At 60.3% G+C, this 19,906-nt stretch carries 22 protein-coding genes; 15 read left to right on the forward strand and 7 right to left on the reverse strand.

The features are described from left to right. Positions 1–4: 4 nt before the first annotated feature. The 3 genes from AC1DPR_RS01565 to folE all read right to left on the reverse strand — a co-directional run bounded on the left by AC1DPR_RS01565 (position 5) and on the right by folE (position 2,196). Entirely contained in the window at positions 5–976 is a 972-nt protein-coding gene (locus AC1DPR_RS01565; RefSeq protein ID WP_477815650.1) for a patatin-like phospholipase family protein, read from the reverse strand. 114 nt (positions 977–1,090) lie between these two features. Beyond that, entirely contained in the window at positions 1,091–1,549 is a 459-nt protein-coding gene (hisI, locus tag AC1DPR_RS01570) for a phosphoribosyl-AMP cyclohydrolase (protein ID WP_018854969.1), read from the reverse strand. A gap of 26 nt (positions 1,550–1,575) precedes the next feature. Then, entirely contained in the window at positions 1,576–2,196 is a 621-nt protein-coding gene (gene folE, locus AC1DPR_RS01575) for a GTP cyclohydrolase I FolE (protein ID WP_018854970.1), read from the reverse strand. Between the two features lie 307 nt (positions 2,197–2,503). On the opposite strand from folE, the gene AC1DPR_RS01580 reads away from it, so the two are divergent. The 5 genes from AC1DPR_RS01580 (at position 2,504) to thrS (ending at position 6,131) form a co-directional block, all read left to right on the forward strand. Continuing rightward, positions 2,504–2,950: an iron-sulfur cluster assembly scaffold protein gene (locus AC1DPR_RS01580; protein WP_018854971.1), complete on the forward strand. Its 447-nt coding sequence runs from the start codon at positions 2,504–2,506 to the stop codon at positions 2,948–2,950. Positions 2,951–2,962: 12 nt separating this feature from the next. Further along, complete coding sequence (yidD, locus tag AC1DPR_RS01585; protein WP_018854972.1) at positions 2,963–3,361, forward strand: membrane protein insertion efficiency factor YidD; 399 nt, start codon at positions 2,963–2,965, stop codon at positions 3,359–3,361. Between the two features lie 3 nt (positions 3,362–3,364). Next, positions 3,365–3,502: a hypothetical protein gene (locus AC1DPR_RS01590; RefSeq protein WP_162763407.1), complete on the forward strand. Its 138-nt coding sequence runs from the start codon at positions 3,365–3,367 to the stop codon at positions 3,500–3,502. Next, positions 3,499–4,023, forward strand: a complete 525-nt coding sequence (locus AC1DPR_RS01595) for a DUF1697 domain-containing protein (RefSeq protein WP_018854974.1) — start codon at positions 3,499–3,501, stop codon at positions 4,021–4,023. Before AC1DPR_RS01590 ends, AC1DPR_RS01595 begins: the two co-directional genes overlap by 4 nt. A 122-nt stretch (positions 4,024–4,145) precedes the next feature. Further along, the gene (gene thrS / locus AC1DPR_RS01600) at positions 4,146–6,131 is read left to right on the forward strand and encodes a threonine--tRNA ligase (RefSeq protein ID WP_477815651.1); all 1,986 of its coding nucleotides are present in this window, start codon (positions 4,146–4,148) and stop codon (positions 6,129–6,131) included. 87 nt (positions 6,132–6,218) lie between these two features. Here thrS and AC1DPR_RS01605 read toward each other — a convergent pair whose 3' ends face one another. Next, a complete protein-coding gene (locus AC1DPR_RS01605) occupies positions 6,219–7,310 on the reverse strand; it encodes a hypothetical protein (RefSeq protein ID WP_037089063.1) in 1,092 nt (363 codons plus the stop codon). A gap of 113 nt (positions 7,311–7,423) precedes the next feature. Here AC1DPR_RS01605 and AC1DPR_RS01610 point away from each other — a divergent pair, with 113 nt between their 5' ends. The 3 genes from AC1DPR_RS01610 (at position 7,424) to AC1DPR_RS01620 (ending at position 9,860) form a co-directional block, all read left to right on the forward strand. Next, positions 7,424–8,008 (forward strand): nitroreductase family protein, encoded by a 585-nt coding sequence (locus tag AC1DPR_RS01610; protein ID WP_018854977.1) that lies wholly within the window; start codon positions 7,424–7,426, stop codon positions 8,006–8,008. Further along, on the forward strand, positions 8,008–8,610 hold the full coding sequence (locus AC1DPR_RS01615) for a flavin reductase family protein (protein ID WP_113470431.1): 603 nt from the start codon (positions 8,008–8,010) through the stop codon (positions 8,608–8,610). The genes AC1DPR_RS01610 and AC1DPR_RS01615 overlap by 1 nt, the downstream gene beginning before the upstream one ends. Positions 8,611–8,687: 77 nt before the next feature. Then, entirely contained in the window at positions 8,688–9,860 is a 1,173-nt protein-coding gene (locus AC1DPR_RS01620; protein ID WP_198011789.1) for a DUF2336 domain-containing protein, read from the forward strand. Here the strand turns inward: AC1DPR_RS01620 and AC1DPR_RS01625 are convergent. Beyond that, entirely contained in the window at positions 9,857–10,264 is a 408-nt protein-coding gene (locus AC1DPR_RS01625) for a hypothetical protein (protein ID WP_477815652.1), read from the reverse strand. The two genes, AC1DPR_RS01620 and AC1DPR_RS01625, sit on opposite strands and share 4 nt — an antisense overlap. A gap of 108 nt (positions 10,265–10,372) precedes the next feature. Here AC1DPR_RS01625 and AC1DPR_RS01630 point away from each other — a divergent pair, with 108 nt between their 5' ends. After that, the gene (locus AC1DPR_RS01630) at positions 10,373–10,831 is read left to right on the forward strand and encodes a GNAT family N-acetyltransferase (protein WP_018854981.1); all 459 of its coding nucleotides are present in this window, start codon (positions 10,373–10,375) and stop codon (positions 10,829–10,831) included. Here the strand turns inward: AC1DPR_RS01630 and AC1DPR_RS01635 are convergent, their stop codons facing one another. After that, positions 10,832–12,010, reverse strand: a complete 1,179-nt coding sequence (locus AC1DPR_RS01635; RefSeq protein WP_018854982.1) for an AI-2E family transporter — start codon at positions 12,008–12,010, stop codon at positions 10,832–10,834. It lies immediately after the preceding gene. A 205-nt stretch (positions 12,011–12,215) separates the two neighbouring features. Between AC1DPR_RS01635 and AC1DPR_RS01640 the strand changes: the two genes are divergently transcribed. Next, on the forward strand, positions 12,216–12,833 hold the full coding sequence (locus AC1DPR_RS01640; RefSeq protein WP_477815653.1) for a GntR family transcriptional regulator: 618 nt from the start codon (positions 12,216–12,218) through the stop codon (positions 12,831–12,833). 3 nt (positions 12,834–12,836) lie between these two features. Next, positions 12,837–13,292 carry an OsmC family protein gene (locus AC1DPR_RS01645; protein WP_192241975.1) on the forward strand — a complete coding sequence of 152 codons (456 nt, stop codon included), beginning with the start codon at positions 12,837–12,839 and terminating at the stop codon, positions 13,290–13,292. Positions 13,293–13,297: 5 nt separating this feature from the next. Here AC1DPR_RS01645 and parE read toward each other — a convergent pair whose 3' ends face one another. Beyond that, entirely contained in the window at positions 13,298–15,370 is a 2,073-nt protein-coding gene (parE, locus tag AC1DPR_RS01650) for a DNA topoisomerase IV subunit B (protein ID WP_477815654.1), read from the reverse strand. A gap of 215 nt (positions 15,371–15,585) precedes the next feature. Between parE and AC1DPR_RS01655 the strand changes: the two genes are divergently transcribed. The 4 genes from AC1DPR_RS01655 to AC1DPR_RS01670 all read left to right on the forward strand — a co-directional run bounded on the left by AC1DPR_RS01655 (position 15,586) and on the right by AC1DPR_RS01670 (position 19,846). Then, positions 15,586–16,470: an alpha/beta hydrolase gene (locus AC1DPR_RS01655; protein WP_477815655.1), complete on the forward strand. Its 885-nt coding sequence runs from the start codon at positions 15,586–15,588 to the stop codon at positions 16,468–16,470. A 198-nt stretch (positions 16,471–16,668) separates the two neighbouring features. Beyond that, positions 16,669–17,439 carry a triose-phosphate isomerase gene (gene tpiA, locus AC1DPR_RS01660; protein WP_026371493.1) on the forward strand — a complete coding sequence of 257 codons (771 nt, stop codon included), beginning with the start codon at positions 16,669–16,671 and terminating at the stop codon, positions 17,437–17,439. 107 nt (positions 17,440–17,546) lie between these two features. Next, positions 17,547–18,077 carry a preprotein translocase subunit SecG gene (secG, locus tag AC1DPR_RS01665; protein WP_018854988.1) on the forward strand — a complete coding sequence of 177 codons (531 nt, stop codon included), beginning with the start codon at positions 17,547–17,549 and terminating at the stop codon, positions 18,075–18,077. A gap of 140 nt (positions 18,078–18,217) precedes the next feature. Further along, positions 18,218–19,846, forward strand: a complete 1,629-nt coding sequence (locus tag AC1DPR_RS01670; protein ID WP_018854989.1) for a CTP synthase — start codon at positions 18,218–18,220, stop codon at positions 19,844–19,846. Positions 19,847–19,906: the final 60 nt, after the last annotated feature.

A 19,906-nucleotide genomic window follows, 5' to 3' on the forward strand; every position in this document is an offset into this window, starting at 1 on the left:
GCGCCTAGAGAGAGCCGGCGAATAGTTCCTGCATCCGTTTCAACTCGGGAAGCCTCAGCTTGGCTTCTTCATAGCCGCGCTCGATCGCTTCTCCAGCGCGATGGAATTCCGAGAGGCCGATATCGCCGAGACGCGGCTGAAGCGATATGTCCGGCGGATCGCCCGCCAAGCGCGCACGCGCGATCCTGTCCTGGATGATGTTGAAAGCCTGCACCATCACACCGGTCATGCCGAGCTTGGTATAGGGCACCTCCTCGCGTTGCTGGACTTCGGAGCGCGAGAGGGTTGCATTGTGCCGGACGACAGCCGATCGACCGTAAAGATCGTAGTTCAGATTGACGGCAACCACGAGCGGTTGCTCGTAGGCGCGACATACGGAAACGGGAACCGGATTGACCAGCGCGCCATCGACGAGTGTCCGTTGATTGCTGCGGATGGGTTCGAAAATGCCGGGGAGGGCATAGGAGGCGCGAAGAGCCGTAATTAGCGATCCGTTTGCGATCCAGACTTCGTGCCCGGTGTTTACTTCGGCGGCGACAGCCACGAATGGCCGGTCCAGATCTTCGACGCTGAGCCCCTCAAGATGCTCCTGCATGCGCTTCGTCAACCGCATGCCGCCGAACAGACCACTGCCGCCGATCGTCAGATCAAGCAGGCTCGCTATACGCCGCATCGTCAGCGAACGAGCGAATCCTTCCAGTTCGTCGAGCTTGCCCGCCAGATAGCAGCCGCCGACCAGCGCACCGATCGAGGTTCCGGCAACCATGCCGATCTCGATACCTTCTTCGTCCAGGGCGCGCAGAACCCCTATATGCGCCCAGCCGCGTGCGGCGCCGCCGCCCAGCGCAAGGGCAAGCTTGGTTCTCTTGGGGGCAGGCGGAGGAGATGCGGGAGCGTTCATGTCTGGCGCGGTCGGGGTGCTGGCATTGGACGCGCCCGCCTCGGAGCTTTGGCGGTACAATCCCCAATTCAGCATGGCTCGTATCCCTCCCGGCAAACAATTAAAAACGAACTATATTAGTGTCCCGCGTCCCTTTCCAATTCGTATATAGGCGTAGATTTTGGCCCAATAAGAGGCAACTGCCTGCTTTTATGACTCTTTACCGTAGACTTCGTCCGGATCGAACTGGAGCTCGTCATCGACGATTTCGAGCATCGGCTTGCCGTCTTCGAGGTTCACGGTCCTATAGAAGCAGGATCGGCGACCGGTGTGACAGGTGGCATCATGGCCTGCGACCTCGACCTTCAGCCAGATGGCATCCTGGTCGCAGTCCGTCCGGATTTCCTTGACCATCTGGGTGTTGCCCGAGGTTTCGCCCTTGATCCAGAGCTTGCCCCGCGAGCGGCTAAAGTAATGAGCCTTCCCGGTCTGAATGGTCAGTGCGAGGGCCTGGGCGTTCATATGCGCCACCATCAGCAACTCGCCATCGGCGGAATCGGTGACAATCGCGGTGATCAGGCCGCGATCGTCAAAGCGTGGCGTGAAGTCGCCCGCGTCCTCAAGTTCTGATTTATCATCGGACGGCGCATTGAACGCAAAGGGCATCATCGCGGCTTTCTTAACTGAAGCCGTATTCAGCGGCTCCGGACCATGGACATGAATCGGGCTTGATCAGCCGGCTCAGTTTTGAACGTTCCGGTAAATGTTGTCGTCAATGTGGTCGAGCCCTGCTTTTGCACACCGCGCATCGCCATGCACATGTGTTCGGCCTCAATCATGACGGCTACACCGCGCGGAGTGAGCGTGTCGTCAATGGCCTTAGCGATCTGGGCGGTCATGGTTTCCTGCGTTTGCAGGCGACGACCGTAGATCTCAACGACGCGTGCGATCTTCGAAAGGCCCAGCACCTTGCCATCCGGCATGTAGGCAACATGGGCCTTGCCGATGATTGGAACCATGTGGTGTTCGCAATGAGAGAAGAACGGAATATCCCTCACCAGGACCATGTCGTCGTAGCCGGCAACCTCTTCAAAGGTACGGCCCAGCACATCTTCCGGGTCCATATCATAGCCGGCAAAGAGTTCACGATAGGCTTTGGCCACGCGTGCTGGCGTATCGAGCAGGCCTTCGCGCGTCGGATCGTCACCTGCCCAACGCAACAGCGTGCGGACGGCATCCTCTGCTTCTTTCTGGCTGGGCCGATCCGCATCGAGATCGGCGGGGGTCTGCGGAAAATTCTTGATGATGGCGTCCATATGTAACAGTCTCCTGATCCGCTTTGGCGGACCGTCTTTCGGACTAGCCACTGGCAATTCCACTCAAGGGAATTCATGCACCTTTGGCAGGCTCCGGGGCTTTCAGGGCTTGGTTTGCTGCCCTTCCGGCACGGTTTCCCAATCAAACTTAGCCGAGGCCATTGCATTTTTCTGGCCTTCGAACGACATACATATAGGAAAACGGCATCCTTATGTAAGTCTCCCGGCACGACACGCTGTGTTTTTCTTTTGTGCTACAATGAGTTTTGAGGCGCCGATCCGCATGAATTCTGGAGCGGAATCCACGATGGACGATATCTACAACAGCAAAATCCTGGAATTCGCGGGCAATATTCCGCTGATCGGCAGCTTGCCGGATGCGGACGCCAGCGCCCAGGCGCACTCCAAACTTTGCGGCTCCAAGGTCAAGATCTGGCTGAAGATGGACGGCGATACGGTCACCGCCTTCGCGCACGACGTCAAAGCCTGCGCGCTCGGACAGGCATCGTCTTCGATCATGGCCCGCCATGTGATCGGCGCCAGCGCGACTGAGTTGCGCAAGGCGCGAGAGGACATGCTGGCAATGCTGAAGGCGGACGGCGAGGGGCCGGAAGGCCGCTTCGAGGACATGCGTTATCTCCGCCCCGTGAAGGACTACAAGGCACGACATGCCTCGACGATGCTGACCTTCGACGCCGTCGTCGATGCGGTCAGCCAGGTCGAGGCCAAGCGCGGCGAAACCATCGAGGCCTGAGCGGCATAGCCGATGTGCAAATTCTGTTCGATCAATCGCGATGAGGACGAAGACGAGGGTGGCGCCGCCGCACCGCGTCGATCCACGCGCTCCTACTCCCGAAATTACTCCGGCCCGTTTCGGAAGACGCCCGGCAGGGTGCTGGGGATGGGTTTCATTCGCGCCTACCAGTTGACCCTCTCCGGTTTCATCGGCAATTCCTGCCGCCACATCCCGACCTGCTCGGAATACGGCTATGAGGCAGTCGCCCGTTACGGGCTGTGGAACGGCGGATGGATGACGCTCTTTCGCGTCGCGCGCTGCGGCCCGGGCGGCACCAGCGGGCTCGACCCGGTTCCCGAGCAGCTCGGCGAACGCTTTCACTGGTGGACGCCCTGGCGCTACCTCGCGCTTGGTCGCAAGGCGGGCTGAACGATGACGCAAGGCGCATTTCGGGTGTTTCGCCGTCGCCTCGACGTCCCCGATGCCTCGCTCAAGTATGTGGATGCGGCCGCGTCCAAGCACGAACTCGAAGATTTTGGCGAGGGCGCGGCAGAGTTCTGCAAAGCATGATCTACGTCGCGCTCCTGCACAGCATTGTGCTTGCGCCCGGTCGCCGCGTGGTGATGTCCGACCTTCGCGACATGGCCAAGGACATCGGGTACAAGAATCCGAGGACACTTGTCTCGACCGGGAACATCGTTTTCGAGGCCGATGCCGCCCTGCTCGCAGAGATCGAGGCGAAGCTGGAAGCGGCCTTCAAGGCTCGTTTCGGCAAACCGGTCGATATCATCGTGCGCAAAGGTATCGACTGGTTGACCCTTGCGAAGTCCAATCCTTTTGCAGACGGCGAGGGCAGTCAGGTGATCGTGCGCGTCATGCGCAGGCCGCTTCCACCTACTGCCATGGAGGCGCTTCGCCCTTATGCCGATCCTAAGCAGCGAATGGCACTCACCGCCGGCGACCTTTGGATCGATTTTGCCGGCAAGCCGAGCGAGTGGAAGTTGCTCTCGGCACTGACGACCAAGCGAATGGGCGTCGGAACATTGCGGAACTGGAACACGGTGCGTGGCCTTGCCGAAATGATCGGCTAAGCTGGCTTTTTCTTTACTCAAGCAGCAAATCTCGGTATCAGGCGGCGGCGCATTCGTGCGGACGAAGCGCTTCATTGCAACCACCCGCATTCGTTGGCGGGACTGGACAAGGAGAATTCTAGATGTCCCAATCCGTTTCCCTGACATTTCCCGATGGTTCCGTGCACAGCTACGATGCTGGCGCAACCGGCAAGGATGTCGCAGAATCCATTTCCAAGTCGCTTGCCAAGAAGGCAGTCGCGATCGCTATCGACGGTCAGGTCCGTGACCTTTCCGATCCGGTGACGGCAGGCGCAATTGAAATCATCACCCGCACCGACGGCCGCGCGCTGGAGTTGATCCGGCATGACGCAGCCCACGTGATGGCGGAAGCCGTGCAGGAGCTCTGGCCCGGCACGCAGGTCACGATCGGCCCTGTTATCGAGAACGGCTTCTACTACGACTTTGCCAAGAACGAGCCCTTCACACCCGACGATCTGCCGAAAATCGAAAAGAAGATGAAGGAGATCATTGCTCGCAACGCGCCGTTCACCAAGGAAGTCTGGGCGCGCGAGAAGGCCAAGGAAGTGTTCGTCGCGAAGGGCGAAAGCTACAAGGTTGAACTCGTCGACGCGATTCCGGCAGGCCAGGATCTGAAGATCTATTATCAGGGCGACTGGTTCGACCTCTGCCGCGGCCCCCATATGGCATCGACCGGCCAGATCGGGACGGCGTTCAAGTTGATGAAGGTGGCCGGCGCCTATTGGCGTGGCGACAGCAACAATCCGATGCTGACCCGCATCTACGGCACGGCATTTGCCGAACAGGCCGAACTCGACAACTACCTGCACGTGCTCGCGGAAGCCGAGAAGCGCGATCACCGCCGCCTCGGCCGCGAAATGGACCTCTTCCATTTCCAGGAAGAGGGTCCGGGCGTTGTCTTCTGGCACGGCAAGGGATGGCGCATGTTCCAGACGCTCGTCGCCTATATGCGCCGTCGTCTCGCCGAAGACTACCAGGAGGTCAATGCGCCGCAGGTGCTCGACAAGTCGCTCTGGGAAACCTCCGGTCACTGGGGCTGGTACCGCGACAACATGTTCAAGGTCACCGTCGCCGGCGACGATACGGATGATGACCGCGTGTTCGCGCTGAAGCCGATGAACTGCCCCGGCCATGTGCAGATCTTCAAGCATGGCTTGAAGTCTTATCGCGAACTGCCGATCCGTCTTGCGGAATTCGGCACAGTTCACCGCTACGAGCCGTCCGGTGCTCTGCATGGGTTGATGCGTGTGCGCGGCTTCACGCAGGACGATGCGCACATCTTCTGCACCGACGAGCAGATGGCAGCCGAGTGCCTGAAGATCAACGATCTGATCCTGTCGGTCTACAAGGACTTCGGCTTCGACGAGATCACCATCAAGCTCTCAACGCGCCCGGAAAAGCGTGTTGGTTCGGATGATCTTTGGGATCGCGCCGAAAGCGTGATGACCGACGTGCTGGACACGATCCAACACCAGTCGAACAACATCAAGACCGGCATTCTGCCGGGCGAGGGCGCGTTCTATGGTCCGAAGTTCGAATATACGCTAAAGGACGCGATCGGCCGTGAATGGCAGTGCGGCACGACGCAGGTCGACTTCAACCTGCCGGAACGCTTCGGTGCCTTCTACATCGACAGCAATTCGGAAAAGACGCAGCCGGTGATGATCCACCGCGCGATCTGCGGTTCGATGGAGCGCTTCCTCGGCATCCTGATCGAGAACTTCGCAGGACATCTGCCGCTGTGGGTATCGCCGCAGCAGATCGTCGTCGCGACGATCACGTCCGAGGCCGACGGCTATGGCGCCGAAGTCGCGGCAGCGCTGCGGGACGCCGGCCTGACCGTTGAGACCGACTTCCGTAACGAGAAGATCAACTACAAGATCCGCGAGCATTCCGTTACGAAAGTTCCCGTCATCATCGTCTGCGGGAAGAAGGAAGCGGAAGAGCGCACGGTCAACATCCGCCGTCTTGGCAGCCAGGAGCAAACCTCGATGTCGCTTGACGAGGCAATCGCAAGCCTCGGGCTCGAAGCCACGCCGCCGGACGTGCGCCGGAAGGCGGAAGCGAGGAAGGCAAAGGCAGCCTGAGCTGCCTCCAGCACGTGAATACAACACCGCCCGGTTTCTAAAAGAACCGGGCGGTTTTTCTTTGTCTGTGGACCCCTAGGAGGCCGATCAGTCCGCGTCGGCGCCGGTGCCGCCCTGGAGCTGATCGTAGGTAGGTAGCGGTGCCTGCGTATTCGGCGAGCCGTCACTCGCTGGCGGTTGCTGATCCGGCTGAACCTGAACGGTTTTAGCGGCCTCTGTCGGTTCTTCGGGTTGCACGTCCTTCATAAGAACTTCGACGTCTGTGTTCTTGCCGGCTTCGACCTTGAAATCCCGCTGGTAGATCTTGTCCTTGTTTCGAGCGACGGCGGAGTATTCGCCTTCGGCGAGCACCATGGTCGGGAAAGCGCTGACGCTCTCGCCGACACTGTCGCCAGCGGCCGTCAGGATCGACCAGGCCGTATCGGCGATCGCTTCCCCACCGGCGTCGGACACGAGCTTGAACGTGATCTGTGCTGCCTTGTGCTGGATCGTTGCTTCCGTGAGCTTGCCTGCCTCCACCTGGATATCGGCGCGGATCGAGGCATTGGTGTCGCCGTATTCGGAGACGATGTGGTAGGTTCCGGCATTCAAGCGAACCACGGTGTTTGGCGGCACGTCAGCCATGACAAGACCGCGCTCGCCGTCCTCACGCACGTCGGCGGAGTAAATCGAGAAGCTGAGCTGATCCGGGCGAATGCGAACGTCCGTTCCCGAGACCGCGTTCAGCAGTAAGCCACCGGCTTCCAGCACCATCGTCTGCTTGTCGACCTGACCCTCTTCAGGAACCGTCAGCTTGCGCGTGACACCGGCGCGACCGAAAGAAACGTTGACGAAATAGTCTCCCGGCGCGAGCTGAAAATCCGCGGAGCCGCCTTGCGAGGACGCGATCAGCGGAAGCTTTCCGTCGGTGCCCGCTGCCGGGCTGAACACATACCAGGAGAGACCATCCTGAACAGGATCGCCGTTGGCGGTCAGTTTCGCCTCGAGCGCGATCTCGCGCAGCTTCGAGCCCTGCGGGGCGGTGCCCGGCGCGATGAAGGCATTCAGCTTCGGCATTTTCGCAGTCGTATCCAACTGCTTGAAGGTCTGGAAGGCGTCCTGCGCCTGGCTACTTAAAGGCAGTAGGGCGGTCAGAACCAAGGCCAGGCTTATGCGTGCATATGGCGAAATGCCAACCATCTGTCGTGCGAACCAATTGACATCTGAAATCACAGAGGCCACTTCAAGACCAACGCGATGGCAAATTCAAGACCCATCCCAAATGCTGTCATGAAAATGGAAGTCTCTCCCGCATGAAATCCGATATCAAGCTGATCGACTATCTCGGTGTCCGTCGCTCTATTCCCGCTTTCCAGATGTGCGAGCCGGGCCCCGACAAAGCCGAGATCGAAGAGATTTTGCGCCTGGCCTCCCGCGTGCCCGACCACGGCAAGCTCGCGCCATGGCGCTTCATCGTCTATCGCGGCGAAGAGCGTGCCCGGATTGGCCAAGAGCTCCTCAAGCTCGCGCTCGAGGCCAAGCCAGAACTGTCTGAGGAAATGGTCCAGGTGGAGCGTACGCGCTTTACCCGCGCTCCTGTTGTCGTTGCCGTCGTCAGCAAGTCCGGCCCGCACATCAAGATTCCCGAGTGGGAGCAGCTGATGTCTGCTGGTGCTGTCTGCCTCAACATCATCTTCGCCGCCAATGCCCACGGCTGGGTCGCCAACTGGCTGACGGAGTGGTTCGCCTATGACGAGCGCGCCTACGAACTCCTGGGCGTCAAGTCGGGTGAAAAGATCGCTGGTTTCATTCACATGGGCTCAACGACGTTTCCGCCCGTCGAGCGCCCGCGCCCGGAACTGACCGAGACAGTGACCTGGGTTGGCGGAGGGGACTGATGTTCTATACCACCGATACGAACCGGCATGGCCTGTCGCACGATCCCTTCAAGGCCATTGTCTCGCCGCGTCCGATTGGCTGGATCGGCAGCAGGGGAAGCGACGGCTCGATCAACCTTGCACCGTACTCTTTCTTCAATGCGATTTCCGACCGCCCGAAACTCGTGATGTTTTCCTCCGCCGGTCTAAAGCACAGCCAGAGGAATGCGATCGAGACCGGCGAGTTCACCTGTAACTTTGTCAGCCGGAACCTGGTCGAGAAGATGAATATCTCATCTGCGGCCGTCGACTATGGCGTTGACGAGTTTGCTCTTTCCGGCCTCGCCGCCAGGAAGGGTGAGCTTGTCGACGCGCCCTACGTCGCCGAGGCCTTTGCTGTGCTCGAATGCAAGGTAACGGAGACCCTTGTGCCGAAGTCACTCACCGGTGAAAATTCCGAGAACATCATGATCCTCGGTCAGGTTGTCGGCATCCACATCGACGAGACGATCATTCGCGATGGGCGACTCGATATGGCGATCGCCAGGCCAGTCGCCCGCATGGGTTACATGGACTACAGCGAAGGCAGCGACGTGTTCGAAATGTTCCGGCCGCAGGTTTGACGTTGGCCGTCAGCGCTTAAGGAACATGGTGAACCAATCATAAACTTTTCCAAGATACCGTGATCTCACTGATTGGAATGCGAGAGAATCGCATTCGGGCATGGGGCACACGGGTGATCGTAGAAGCATTTCTTCGTTGGGCGGAAACCGCCAAGGCCGGAGACAGGGCCCGTGCGGCCAGTGCCCTCGGCAGAGCCTATCTGCAGTCCGAAATGGCAGCAGAAGAACGCGCCGCGGCCGAGATGGCCATGACTTTCCTGCTCGACGACCCATCCCCCAAGGTGAGGCTGGCGCTTGCCGAAGCAATCTCTTGGTCACCGGAGGCGCCGCGAGCGGTTATTCTCTCGCTGGCCGCGGATCAGCCGGAGATCGCCTGCCATGCGGTCACATGCTCACCCTTACTGTCGGACGCAGACCTCGTGGATCTCGCGGCCAGCGGCAGCGACGTCACGCGAATGCTGATTGCCGCGCGCGGCACGATTTCACGGCCGGTTTCAGCCGCGCTCGCCGAGATCGGTGAAGAAGAGGCCGTCCTCTGCCTTCTCGAGAACGGCGGGGCGGCCATCGCGCCTTACTCTCTTAAAAGAATTGCCGAGCGGCTCGGCCATCACTGCGAAATCCGCAATCTGCTGCTGGAGCGCGGGGATCTTGCGGCGGACGCGCGTCAGTTGTTGACGCAGCATGTCAGCGCCGCCCTCGTTGGTCTGCCATTGGCGCTAGCGACGATCGATCCCGGCCGACTGCACAGGATCAGCAGAGAGGCCAATGAAACTGCCATCGTGTCGATTGCTGGCGAGATTACGCCGCGCGAGATTTCAGACCTTGTCGAGCATTTACGGGTTAGTGGCCACCTAACGCCGTCGTGCCTGATCCACGCTCTTTGCTCCGGAAAGGTCGAGTTCTTCGCAGGCGCCATCGTCAACCTGACTGGCTGCGAAGAGCGACGCGTTCGCTCCATTCTCGCAACCGGTCGCATGCACGCGGTGCGCGCCCTCTATGAGACGGCCGGCCTTTCCCGCGAGATCAGCACGATCTTCGTCGAAGCGACGCTGTTGTGGCGGGACGCATCGAAAGATCTGGCAGCGACGATGCTCGGCGACGTCTGCGGCAAGCTGCTTGAGAAGTTCCGCCGGCATGCAACGCATGGGGCCGTGCAGGAACTCCTGGAGATGATCGAAAGGCTGCACATCGCTGAACAGCGGCAGCATGCACGCGCTTATGCTCAATTTACGTCGCTCGCCGCAGCCTAGCGGTGCAGCCGCTTCGCCACCCAGGAATAGCTGCCCGAGACGAAGTGGACGGGTGAAGCCAGCGCTGTTTTCATTTCGCTACCGGACGGCAGGTACGCGCGCACCTCACTCGCCACCCGGTCAGCGAGGGCCGACAATCGACCCTGCGTTTCGGCTGGAACGGGCGGCGTCGGCGCGCTTTCCACGACCGCCTTTGGCGCTTCTGGGGAAGCAGGCTTCGGTGGCTCACAGACAGCAATTACCGTTGGGTAGCTGACATTCGTATAGCGCTTCAGCTGCCTTTCCGAATCGGCGTCGCACATGGCGACGGTCTGCCATTTCTGCTCAACCGTGGTGAGATAGTTGCATTGTGTGACCGAGTCGTTGCAGCCTAGGATCGTCATTGCAACCAGCACCACTTGCATAATATCGCCTTTTGAATATTGAACCTTCGCCTCTTAGATGCTGAAATTCCAACAGAATGAAGGCGCCCCAACATTTTTTACGCGGGCGCCACAAGACAGGAAAAACCCGTGTCCATTACGATTGCATTGGAAACACCGCGCCAAGACGGCGTGCTCCGCTTGCTCGACATGTCCGACGCCTATGCCCAGTCTCTGTATCCGCCAGAAAGCAATCACCTCGTCGATGTATCGACCCTGGAGAAGCCGGCCGTCAGCTTCTTCGTCGCCCGCAACGAGGGTGCGATCGTTGGCTGCTGTGCACTGGTCGAGGCTGGCGACGGAACGGCGGAGATCAAGCGGATGTTCGTCGATCCCGGCGCCCGCGGCTTGAAAGTGGCAAGCAAGCTGATGGACGCACTCGAAACGACGGCGGCTGAAAAGAAGCTCCAAGCCGTCCGTCTTGAAACCGGCATTTACCAGCCAGAAGCGATCGCTCTCTACCGAAAGTACGGCTATGGCGAAATCGAAGCGTTTGGCAGCTACCTGCCAGACCCACTTAGCCTGTTCATGGAAAAGCGGCTGCCCTGATCATTCGGCCGCGCGAGACGCCGGCGGGGCCTGCTCGTCGATCATGACGTTCGGGCCGGTTTCGGCACTCCGGACCTCGTGCATCCATTCGCGCCAGATCGCCACAATGAGGGCCATCAGCACCGGCCCGATGAAGAGGCCGAGAAAGCCCATGGTTTTCACGCCGCCGACAAGGCCGAAGAAGGTCGGCAGGAATGGCAGCTTGATGGGACCGCCAACAAGCTTCGGACGAAGTGTCTTGTCGACAATGAACAGCTCGACCGTTCCCCAAACGAAAAGGCCGATGCCTGCGATATGTGAGCCACTGGCGAGCAGGTAGACAGACACCAGGGTAAAGGACAGCGGGGCACCACCGGGTATCAGGGCCATGATACCGGTCAGGACGCCGAGCGTGACGGGCGAGGGGACACCGGCGATCCAATAAGCGACGCCGAGCACGATGCCTTCGCCGATCGCGATCAGCGTCATGCCCATGACAGTCGAGCTGATGGTTGCCGGAACGACGCGGGAAATTCGCTCCCAGCGGTTCGGAAGAATGCGTTCGCCGAGCATATCGATCTGCTGCGAGAAGGAGGAACCATCGCGGTAGACGAAGAACAGCGCGATCAACATGAAGAGCAGCGTGAGGAGCAGGTGGAAGGCGCCACCGCCAGCTGCCAGAATCGCCCGATAGATGTTGCCGATATGGGCGCCGCTCACAGCCTGGATTAGCTCACCCATGGCACCGGGGCTGCCGATATATCTGGTCCACAGTTCATCGAGATACGGACCGGCAAAAGGCAGGGCGATGATCCACTGCGGGGTTGGCGCACCGGACCTGTTTGCGTGCACGGCCCAGGCCACCCATTCGCGCACCTCACCTGTCGTATAGGTAACGGCGAAAAAGATCGGCAACACGAGAAACGTCACGATCATCAGAATGGCGATGGTGGCGGCGACCGTTGTGTTTCCACCGACACGGCTGAGAAGCCGGCGATACAGCGGCCAGCTTGCAAAGCCGATGACAAGGGCGGCGAGAACCGGGACAGCAAAGCCGTAGAAGAAGTAGACGCCAGCCGCGACAACAAGCACGAGCAGCCAGCGCGCCGCGGAGATGGAGGGAATTAACGGCGTGCGGGCTGGGCCTGAGGGGCCGAGCCATCGCGGCTCTCGCTGGATGTTGTTGTTCGGAAGGCTCACGTCGTTCTTTTCCCCTGTTTTGGCTATGGATATGGGCCATGCGTCCCTCGGGCGCAAGCACAATGACCGATTCATGTCATCGACTGGCGCCCGTGAGACCACCGGCGATCCATACTACGCTCCCTAACGCTATTCTTCGCAATCAATATGACAGAAATCCTGCCACAGCGTTGCCAAAATACACTTGCGCGTTTACTTTGGATCCATGGATACAAACCTGATTGCAACAGCGCTGCGGCGCGAAATAGAAGGCGGGAGCCTGCCGCCAGGGACCGTCCTGAAACAAGAGCTCCTAGCAGAGCGGTTTGGCGTGAGCCGCCAGCCGGTACGCCAGGCGCTAGATCGGTTGCTAGCGTCAGGCCTGCTCGACCGGCGGCCTGACCGAAGCCTGGCCGTCGCCGGTTTGACGGAAGAGCAAGCACGTGAACTCGCCGAGATCCGCGCAGCCTTGGAGAGCATGGCGCTGCGCGCTGCGCTGCCGCTGCTCGGCGACAGCGACCTGCGCAAGGCGCGCCGTCTCAATGAAGATCTGATCGAAGAGGATGATCCGGCCACGCTGGAGGAGCTGGATGTCGCCTTTCATCGAACGCTCTACGGGCGATGTGGCAATCGCCGCCTTCTGTCCATGATCGACGAACTGCGGGGTGAATCGCGTCGTGCCTATCTGAGGCAGCCAAAAGGCTCCAACGAGCGTGTGATCCTCCACGCCGAGCATCGCGCAATCATAGATGCGTGCGCGCATCGCGACGAGGCTGCGGCACTGAAGTCCTTGTCGGAACATTTGCAGATGACAACAGCACGTCTGACGCACGAGGGAGAATGAAAGATGACGACGTTTTCCGCGGAGGTCGCATGGGAGCGGGGCGCAGCAAGTTTTATCGACGGACGCTATAGCCGCGGGCACAGATGGAGCTTTGATGGCGGCGCCACCGTCGCTGCCTCCGCTTCGCCGCACAATGTGCCGTTGCCGTATGCGCTTGCCGAGAATGTTGATCCGGAAGAGGCATACGTTGCAGCACTGTCGAGCTGCCACATGCTCTTCTATCTCTGGCTGGCCTCAAAGAAGCGCATCCTGGTCGATAGCTATGTCGATGCGGCAACAGGCCTTATGGAAACTGTGCAGGGCAGGACAATGGTGAGCCGCGTGGAGCTTCGACCGCAGGTTACCTATGCCGGCGACCGGCCGAACCGAGAGATCGAACAGAAACTCCACCACGAAGCGCACGAGTTGTGCTTTCTTGCCAACTCCGTGAAGACGGAAATTACGGTGCGCCTCGACTAGCCGGTTCAGATATCGAGGTTTTCCGCAAAGGCGGCGCGATCCTGAATGAACCGGAAGCGCGCTTCCGGCTTCGTTCCCATCAGGTCGTCGACCGCCGTGCGCGTACCCTCGAAATCCACCTCGTCGATAATCACGCGCAACAGCGTGCGCTTGCCTGGGTCCATGGTGGTTTCTTTGAGCTGCGCCGGCAGCATTTCGCCGAGGCCTTTGAAACGGCTGATTTCGACTTTCGCCTTGCCCTTGAACTCGGTCTCCATCAGCTCGGCGCGGTGCGCATCGTCGCGGGCGTAAGCGGACTTCGCGCCCTGGGTGATCTTGTAGAGCGGCGGTACGGCCAGGAAGAGGTGACCGCCACGGACCAGCTCCGGCATTTCCTGATAGAAGAACGTGATCAGTAGCGAGGCAATGTGGGCACCGTCGACGTCGGCATCGGTCATGACGATGATGCGTTCGTAGCGAAGGTCTTCCTCACGATACTTCGAGCGCGTACCGCAACCGAGCGCCTGAACGAGATCGGCGAGCTGCTGGTTGGCGCCAAGCTTTTCGCGACCGGCACTGGCGACGTTGAGGATTTTGCCGCGCAGGGGGAGGATCGCCTGGTTGGCACGATTGCGAGCCTGCTTGGCCGAGCCACCTGCCGAGTCACCTTCGACGATGAAGAGTTCGGCACCCTGGGCGGTGTTCTGTGCGCAATCGGCTAGCTTGCCGGGCAGGCGTAGCTTGCGCACGGCGGTCTTGCGGTTGACTTCCTTTTCCTTGCGACGGCGCAGGCGTTCTTCCGCACGCTCTATAACCCAGTCGAGCAGCTTGGCTGCCTCGTTCGGATTGTCGGCAAGGTAGTGGTCAAAGGGGTCGCGGAGTGCGTTTTCAACGATCCGCTGGGCTTCGACCGTGGCGAGCTTGTCCTTCGTCTGGCCGACGAATTCCGGCTCGCGGATGAAGACCGAGAGCATGCCGACGGCGGAGATCATCACGTCATCGGTGGTGATCTGGGCAGCGCGCTTGTTCTGCGTCAGTTCGGCGTAATTCTTCAGGCCCTTGGTCAGCGCGATGCGCAGGCCCGCCTCGTGCGTGCCGCCTTCTGGCGTCGGGATCGTGTTGCAGTAGGAGTGGACCTGGGGATCGCCGCCGTACCAGGTGATCGCCCACTCCAGGGAGCCATGACCACTGGTCTTCTCGGTTTTCCCTGCGAATATCTCGCGGGTAACGGTGAATTCCTTGCCCATCGTCGCCTGCAGGTAATCCTTCAGGCCGCCGGGGAAGTGGAAGACCGCCTTGTCAGGTATCTCCGAGCCTTGCGGCAGAACGCCTTCCTCGCAACTCCAGCGGATTTCGACGCCGCCAAAGAGGTAAGCCTTGGAGCGTGCCATACGGAACACACGCCCGGCATCGAACTTCGCGTGCTCGCCAAAGATCTGCGGATCGGGGTGAAAGCGGACTCGCGTGCCACGACGATTGTGGACGTCGCCGAGTTCTTCCAGTTCGCCCTGGGGCAAACCGCGGGAAAAGCGCTGACGATATAGCTTCCGATTGCGCGCAACCTCGACTTCCAGCACGTCGGAAAGCGCATTGACGACGGAAACGCCGACGCCGTGCAGACCACCTGACGTCTCATATGCCTTGCCGTCGAACTTGCCGCCCGCGTGCAGCTTCGTCATGATGACTTCAAGGGTCGACTTCCCGGGAACTTGCGGGTGATTCTCGACGGGGATACCGCGGCCATTGTCGCTGACCGTCAAGTAGCCCTCCAGGTCAAGGTGAACCTCAATGAAGTTGGCGTGGCCGGCGACAGCTTCGTCCATCGAATTGTCGATGACTTCGGCGAAGAGATGGTGAAGAGCCTTTTCGTCGGTGCCGCCGATATACATGCCCGGCCGCATGCGGACGGGTTCAAGACCCTCGAGAACGCGGATCGAGGACGCGCCGTAGTCTTCCGACGTCGAGTTCACGGGCGCCGGACGCAGGGCGGGGACAGCAGCCTTAGCGGGTGCGGCCTTTTGTGGCTCGGCAGACTTTGGAGCTTCCTCCTGCTTCGGTGTCAGGGGCAGTCCGGAAAAGAGGTCGTTGCTATCGTCCATGGGGCCGTTCAGATCTTTATCCTGTCGGGCAGGGGCCTTACGCCAAGCCTGACCCAAAATCACCGCATTTGATGTCACGTTTGCGAATCAGGCAGATTCTGCCAGAAAGCGCCTCGTTACGCGACGCCGCCCGATCAGGCGGACTTCCTTAGGAAGTGGTTTGCGTTGGCGGGCGTGGAATGGCAAGCGGCCAGAAGGCTCAGGGAACCATGCTCATGCGAATGTCCACAAGTCATTGCACCATTATTACCGCAATTGCGGCCTTTTTCCTGACGACGACGGCAAGCGGCCGAGCGGCCGAGAGCCTGCCGCCCTTTAAGGACGAGCTCTTCTCCACACAAAATGTGTTGCGGACGAGCGATAATGGCGCCCTTGACGTCATCGAATACGACGAGATGCGGGACATCAACGGCCGCGATCAGATACCCCAAAAGCGCGCCCAACAACAATACGTGTCTCTCGGCGTCAAAAGGCAGCAGTCGGACGAGACCTTGCAGCTTGGTTCGCAAAGACTCGACGTCACCAGGGTGGGACAAAGCTCGGGAGCGGCATTTACGGTCATTTTCATTCACGGTCGTAACGGCGACCGGCGCCTGGGCGTGAACGACTACAGTTTCGGGGGCAACTTCAATCGCCTGAAAAACCTGGTCGCCGGCAATGGCGGTGTCTATTATTCCCCGACGGTCAAGAGCTTCGACAGCGATGGCGTCGCCGCGATCAAAGGGCTGATCCGCTACGCTTCCCAGCAGTCGCCCGGCAAGCCGGTCATTCTGGCGTGTGCGTCGATGGGCAGCCAGGTCTGCTGGGGCTTGAGCCGTGACCCCGCCAGCGTGAAAGCCCTCAAGGGAATGGTGATCCTCAGCGGTGTTACCGATCCGGACTTCAGCAAGAGCCCGTCCTTCAAGGCCAAACTGCCGCTTTGGTTCGCGCATGGCAGCCGGGATCCGGTCTATGCAGCGACAGACCAGCAGGCACTCTTCGAAAAACTGCTGAAGGGGGATTACCCTGCACATTTCACGCTCTATCAGACGGGAAATCACGGAACACCGATCCGGATGATCGACTGGCGCCGCACGCTGAACTGGATATTGGGTTCGTGACGACAGCCTAAGTCGCCTGACCGCCGGGCGAGCGTCATGGCGGCCGCCTGGTCTATGATTTTCAGCAACATGGGCTCCGAATTTTAAGCATTTGCGCGACAAAAGGCCGTTATTTCCGTTAGGGAAGGTGCCCAAACCTTTTCATTGATCCCCGCTTTTGCTAAGGCCCCACGATACGTGGAAGATGGGAAGGCTGGCATGACACCTGACGTGCGTCCGCTTGTGGCGGGAAACTGGAAAATGAACGGCACGCGTGCCTCCCTCGACCAAATCAAGGCAATCGCCGAAGGTGTTCAGGGGCCACTTTCCGATAAGGTGGAGGCGCTGATCTGCCCTCCGGCAACGTTGCTTTATGTCGCCACTGCGCTCTGCACCGACAGCCCGCTGGCGATCGGCGCACAGGACTGCCACCAGAAGCCCTCGGGCGCCCACACCGGCGATATTTCGGCCGAAATGATCGCAGACTGCTTCGGCACTTACGTGATCGTCGGACATTCGGAGCGTCGCACCGACCATGCCGAGACCGACCATCTTGTTCGCGCCAAAGCGGAGGCTGCGTTCGCGGCCGACCTGACGGCAATCGTGTGCATCGGCGAAACGGCGGACGAACGCAAGGCAGGCCAGACCCTCGACATCATCAAGCGTCAGCTTTCCGCCTCGGTGCCGGATAGCGCGACGCCGGAGAATGCCGTCATTGCCTACGAGCCCGTCTGGGCGATCGGCACCGGCGTTACCCCAACCGTGGAAGACGTAGAGAAGGCGCACGCCTTCATGCGTTCCGAGCTCGTCGCCCGCTTCGGGGCGGCTGGCAAGAAGATCCGCATCCTCTATGGCGGCTCGGTCAAGCCAAGCAATGCAAGGGAGTTGATGGGCGTCGCGAATGTCGATGGCGCACTGATCGGCGGTGCAAGCTTGAAAGCGGCCGATTTCCTCGCCATCTACGGCGCATACGGAGCGCTGGTTGCTTAGAGCCGTGTATATTCCGAGCCTAAGGGCTTGGAATAGCGGATCACCTCATGTAAAGAGCGCCAGAATTTTACTTTATGCCCGCCGCGCGCGTGGGCAGGACTGGACCCATGCAGACCGTTTTGATTGTCATCCATCTCATGATCGTGCTGGCGCTTGTCGGCGTCGTGCTCATTCAGCGCTCGGAAGGCGGCGGCCTCGGCATCGGCGGCGGCTCGGGCTTCATGTCTGCCCGTGGCACGGCCAATGCGCTGACGCGCACGACCGCGATCCTGGCGACGCTGTTCTTCATCACGTCGCTCGGCCTCGGCATTCTCAACCGCTATGAAAGCCGTCCGACGGATATTCTGAACCGTATTCCGGCGACGAGCGGTGAGGGCAAGGGTATTCTCGACTCGCTCGGCGGCCAGAACGGCAATGCCGCTCCGGCTGCACCGGCCGCGCAGAACAACAACGGCGTTCCGACCGGCGGTGAGACCGCTCCGGCTCCGGCAGCAACCGCGCCGGCGGCTCCGGCAGCAACTGCTCCGGCCGCACCGGCACCTGCCGAAACGGCTCCGTCTACTCAAACTGCTCCGGCAGCACCGCAGGCGGCTACGCCTTCCGCTCCGGCGCCCGCCACCGTCCCAAGCGGACAGTAAGCGGCACACAGCATCAACCGCCGGCAGGCCCTCGGGTCTGCCGGTTTTCTTTTGTTCAGATTCCGCGCTGGCACCAAAAGTTCTGGAAAAGAATTTTTGGGCTGGTGGAATCGTTTTTGAAAAGGTATCCGGTGACTCCCATGGCGCGATACGTATTTATCACTGGCGGCGTGGTTTCCTCTCTCGGTAAAGGAATTGCGGCCGCGGCTCTCGGAGCGTTGCTGCAGGCCCGTGGTTATCGGGTGCGGCTTCGCAAACTCGACCCCTATCTGAACGTGGACCCGGGCACCATGAGCCCGACCCAGCACGGCGAAGTCTTCGTCACCGATGACGGTGCCGAAACGGATCTCGATCTCGGCCACTACGAGCGCTTTACCGGGCGTTCGGCGACCAAGACCGACAACATCACCACCGGACGCATCTACAAGAACATCATCGACAAGGAACGCCGCGGCGACTATCTCGGCGCGACCGTTCAGGTCATTCCGCACGTCACCAACGAGATCAAGGACTTCGTCACCGAAGGCAACGGCGACTACGACTTCGTCATCTGCGAGATCGGCGGCACGGTCGGCGATATCGAGGCGATGCCGTTCATGGAAGCGATCCGCCAGCTCGGCAACGACCTGCCGCGCGGCACTGCGATCTACGTCCACCTGACGCTGATGCCGTATATTCCGGCTGCCGGCGAACTGAAGACCAAGCCAACCCAGCACTCCGTCAAGGAACTGCAGGCGCTCGGCATTCATCCGGACATCCTGCTGGTGCGCGCCGACCGCGAAATTCCGGAAGCGGAACGCCGCAAGCTGTCGCTCTTCTGCAACGTCCGTCCGTCCGCGGTGATCCAGGCGCTCGACGTCGCCAACATCTACGACGTCCCGATGGCCTACCACAAGGAAGGGCTCGACAACGAAGTGCTGGCAGCCTTCGGCATCGAGCCGGCACCTAAGCCCCGCCTTGACCAATGGGAAGAGGTCTGCAACCGCATCCGCACGCCTGAGGGCGAGGTCACGATTGCCATCGTCGGCAAGTACACCGGCCTCAAGGATGCCTACAAGTCGCTGATCGAAGCGCTGCATCACGGCGGCATTGCCAATCGCGTCAAGGTCAACCTGGAATGGATCGAATCTGAGGTCTTCGAAAAGGAAGACCCGGCGCCGTATCTCGAGAAGGTCCATGGCATCCTCGTTCCCGGCGGGTTCGGCGAGCGCGGCTCGGAAGGCAAGATCCATGCGGCCCGCTTCGCACGCGAACGGAAGGTACCGTATTTCGGGATCTGCTTTGGCATGCAGATGGCCGTCATTGAAGCCGCCCGCAACCTTGCCGGCGTGGAAAGCGCCTCGTCGACCGAGTTCGGCCCGACGAAGGAGCCCGTTGTCGGCCTGATGACCGAATGGGTGAAGGGCAATGAGCTGCAGAAGCGCACGGAAGCGGGCGATCTCGGCGGCACGATGCGCCTCGGCGCCTACAAGGCTGCGTTGAAGAAGGATACGAAGATCTCGGAGATCTACGGTTCGACCGATATTTCCGAGCGCCATCGCCATCGCTACGAAGTCAACATCGACTACAAGGACCGTTTGGAAGACTGCGGTCTCGTCTTTTCGGGAATGTCACCGGACGGTGTACTGCCCGAGACGATCGAGTATGCTGAGCATCCCTGGTTCATCGGCGTTCAGTACCATCCGGAACTGAAGAGCCGTCCTCTCGACCCGCATCCGCTCTTCGCAAGCTTCATCGAAGCCGCAACCGAACAGAGCCGCCTGGTCTGACCTTCAAGAGGCCGCCTCAACGATGCGCTCGCCTCAACGAGGCGGCCTTTTTAATTGCCG

It is taken from the genome of Rhizobium sp. 01T417, assembly GCF_056398905.1.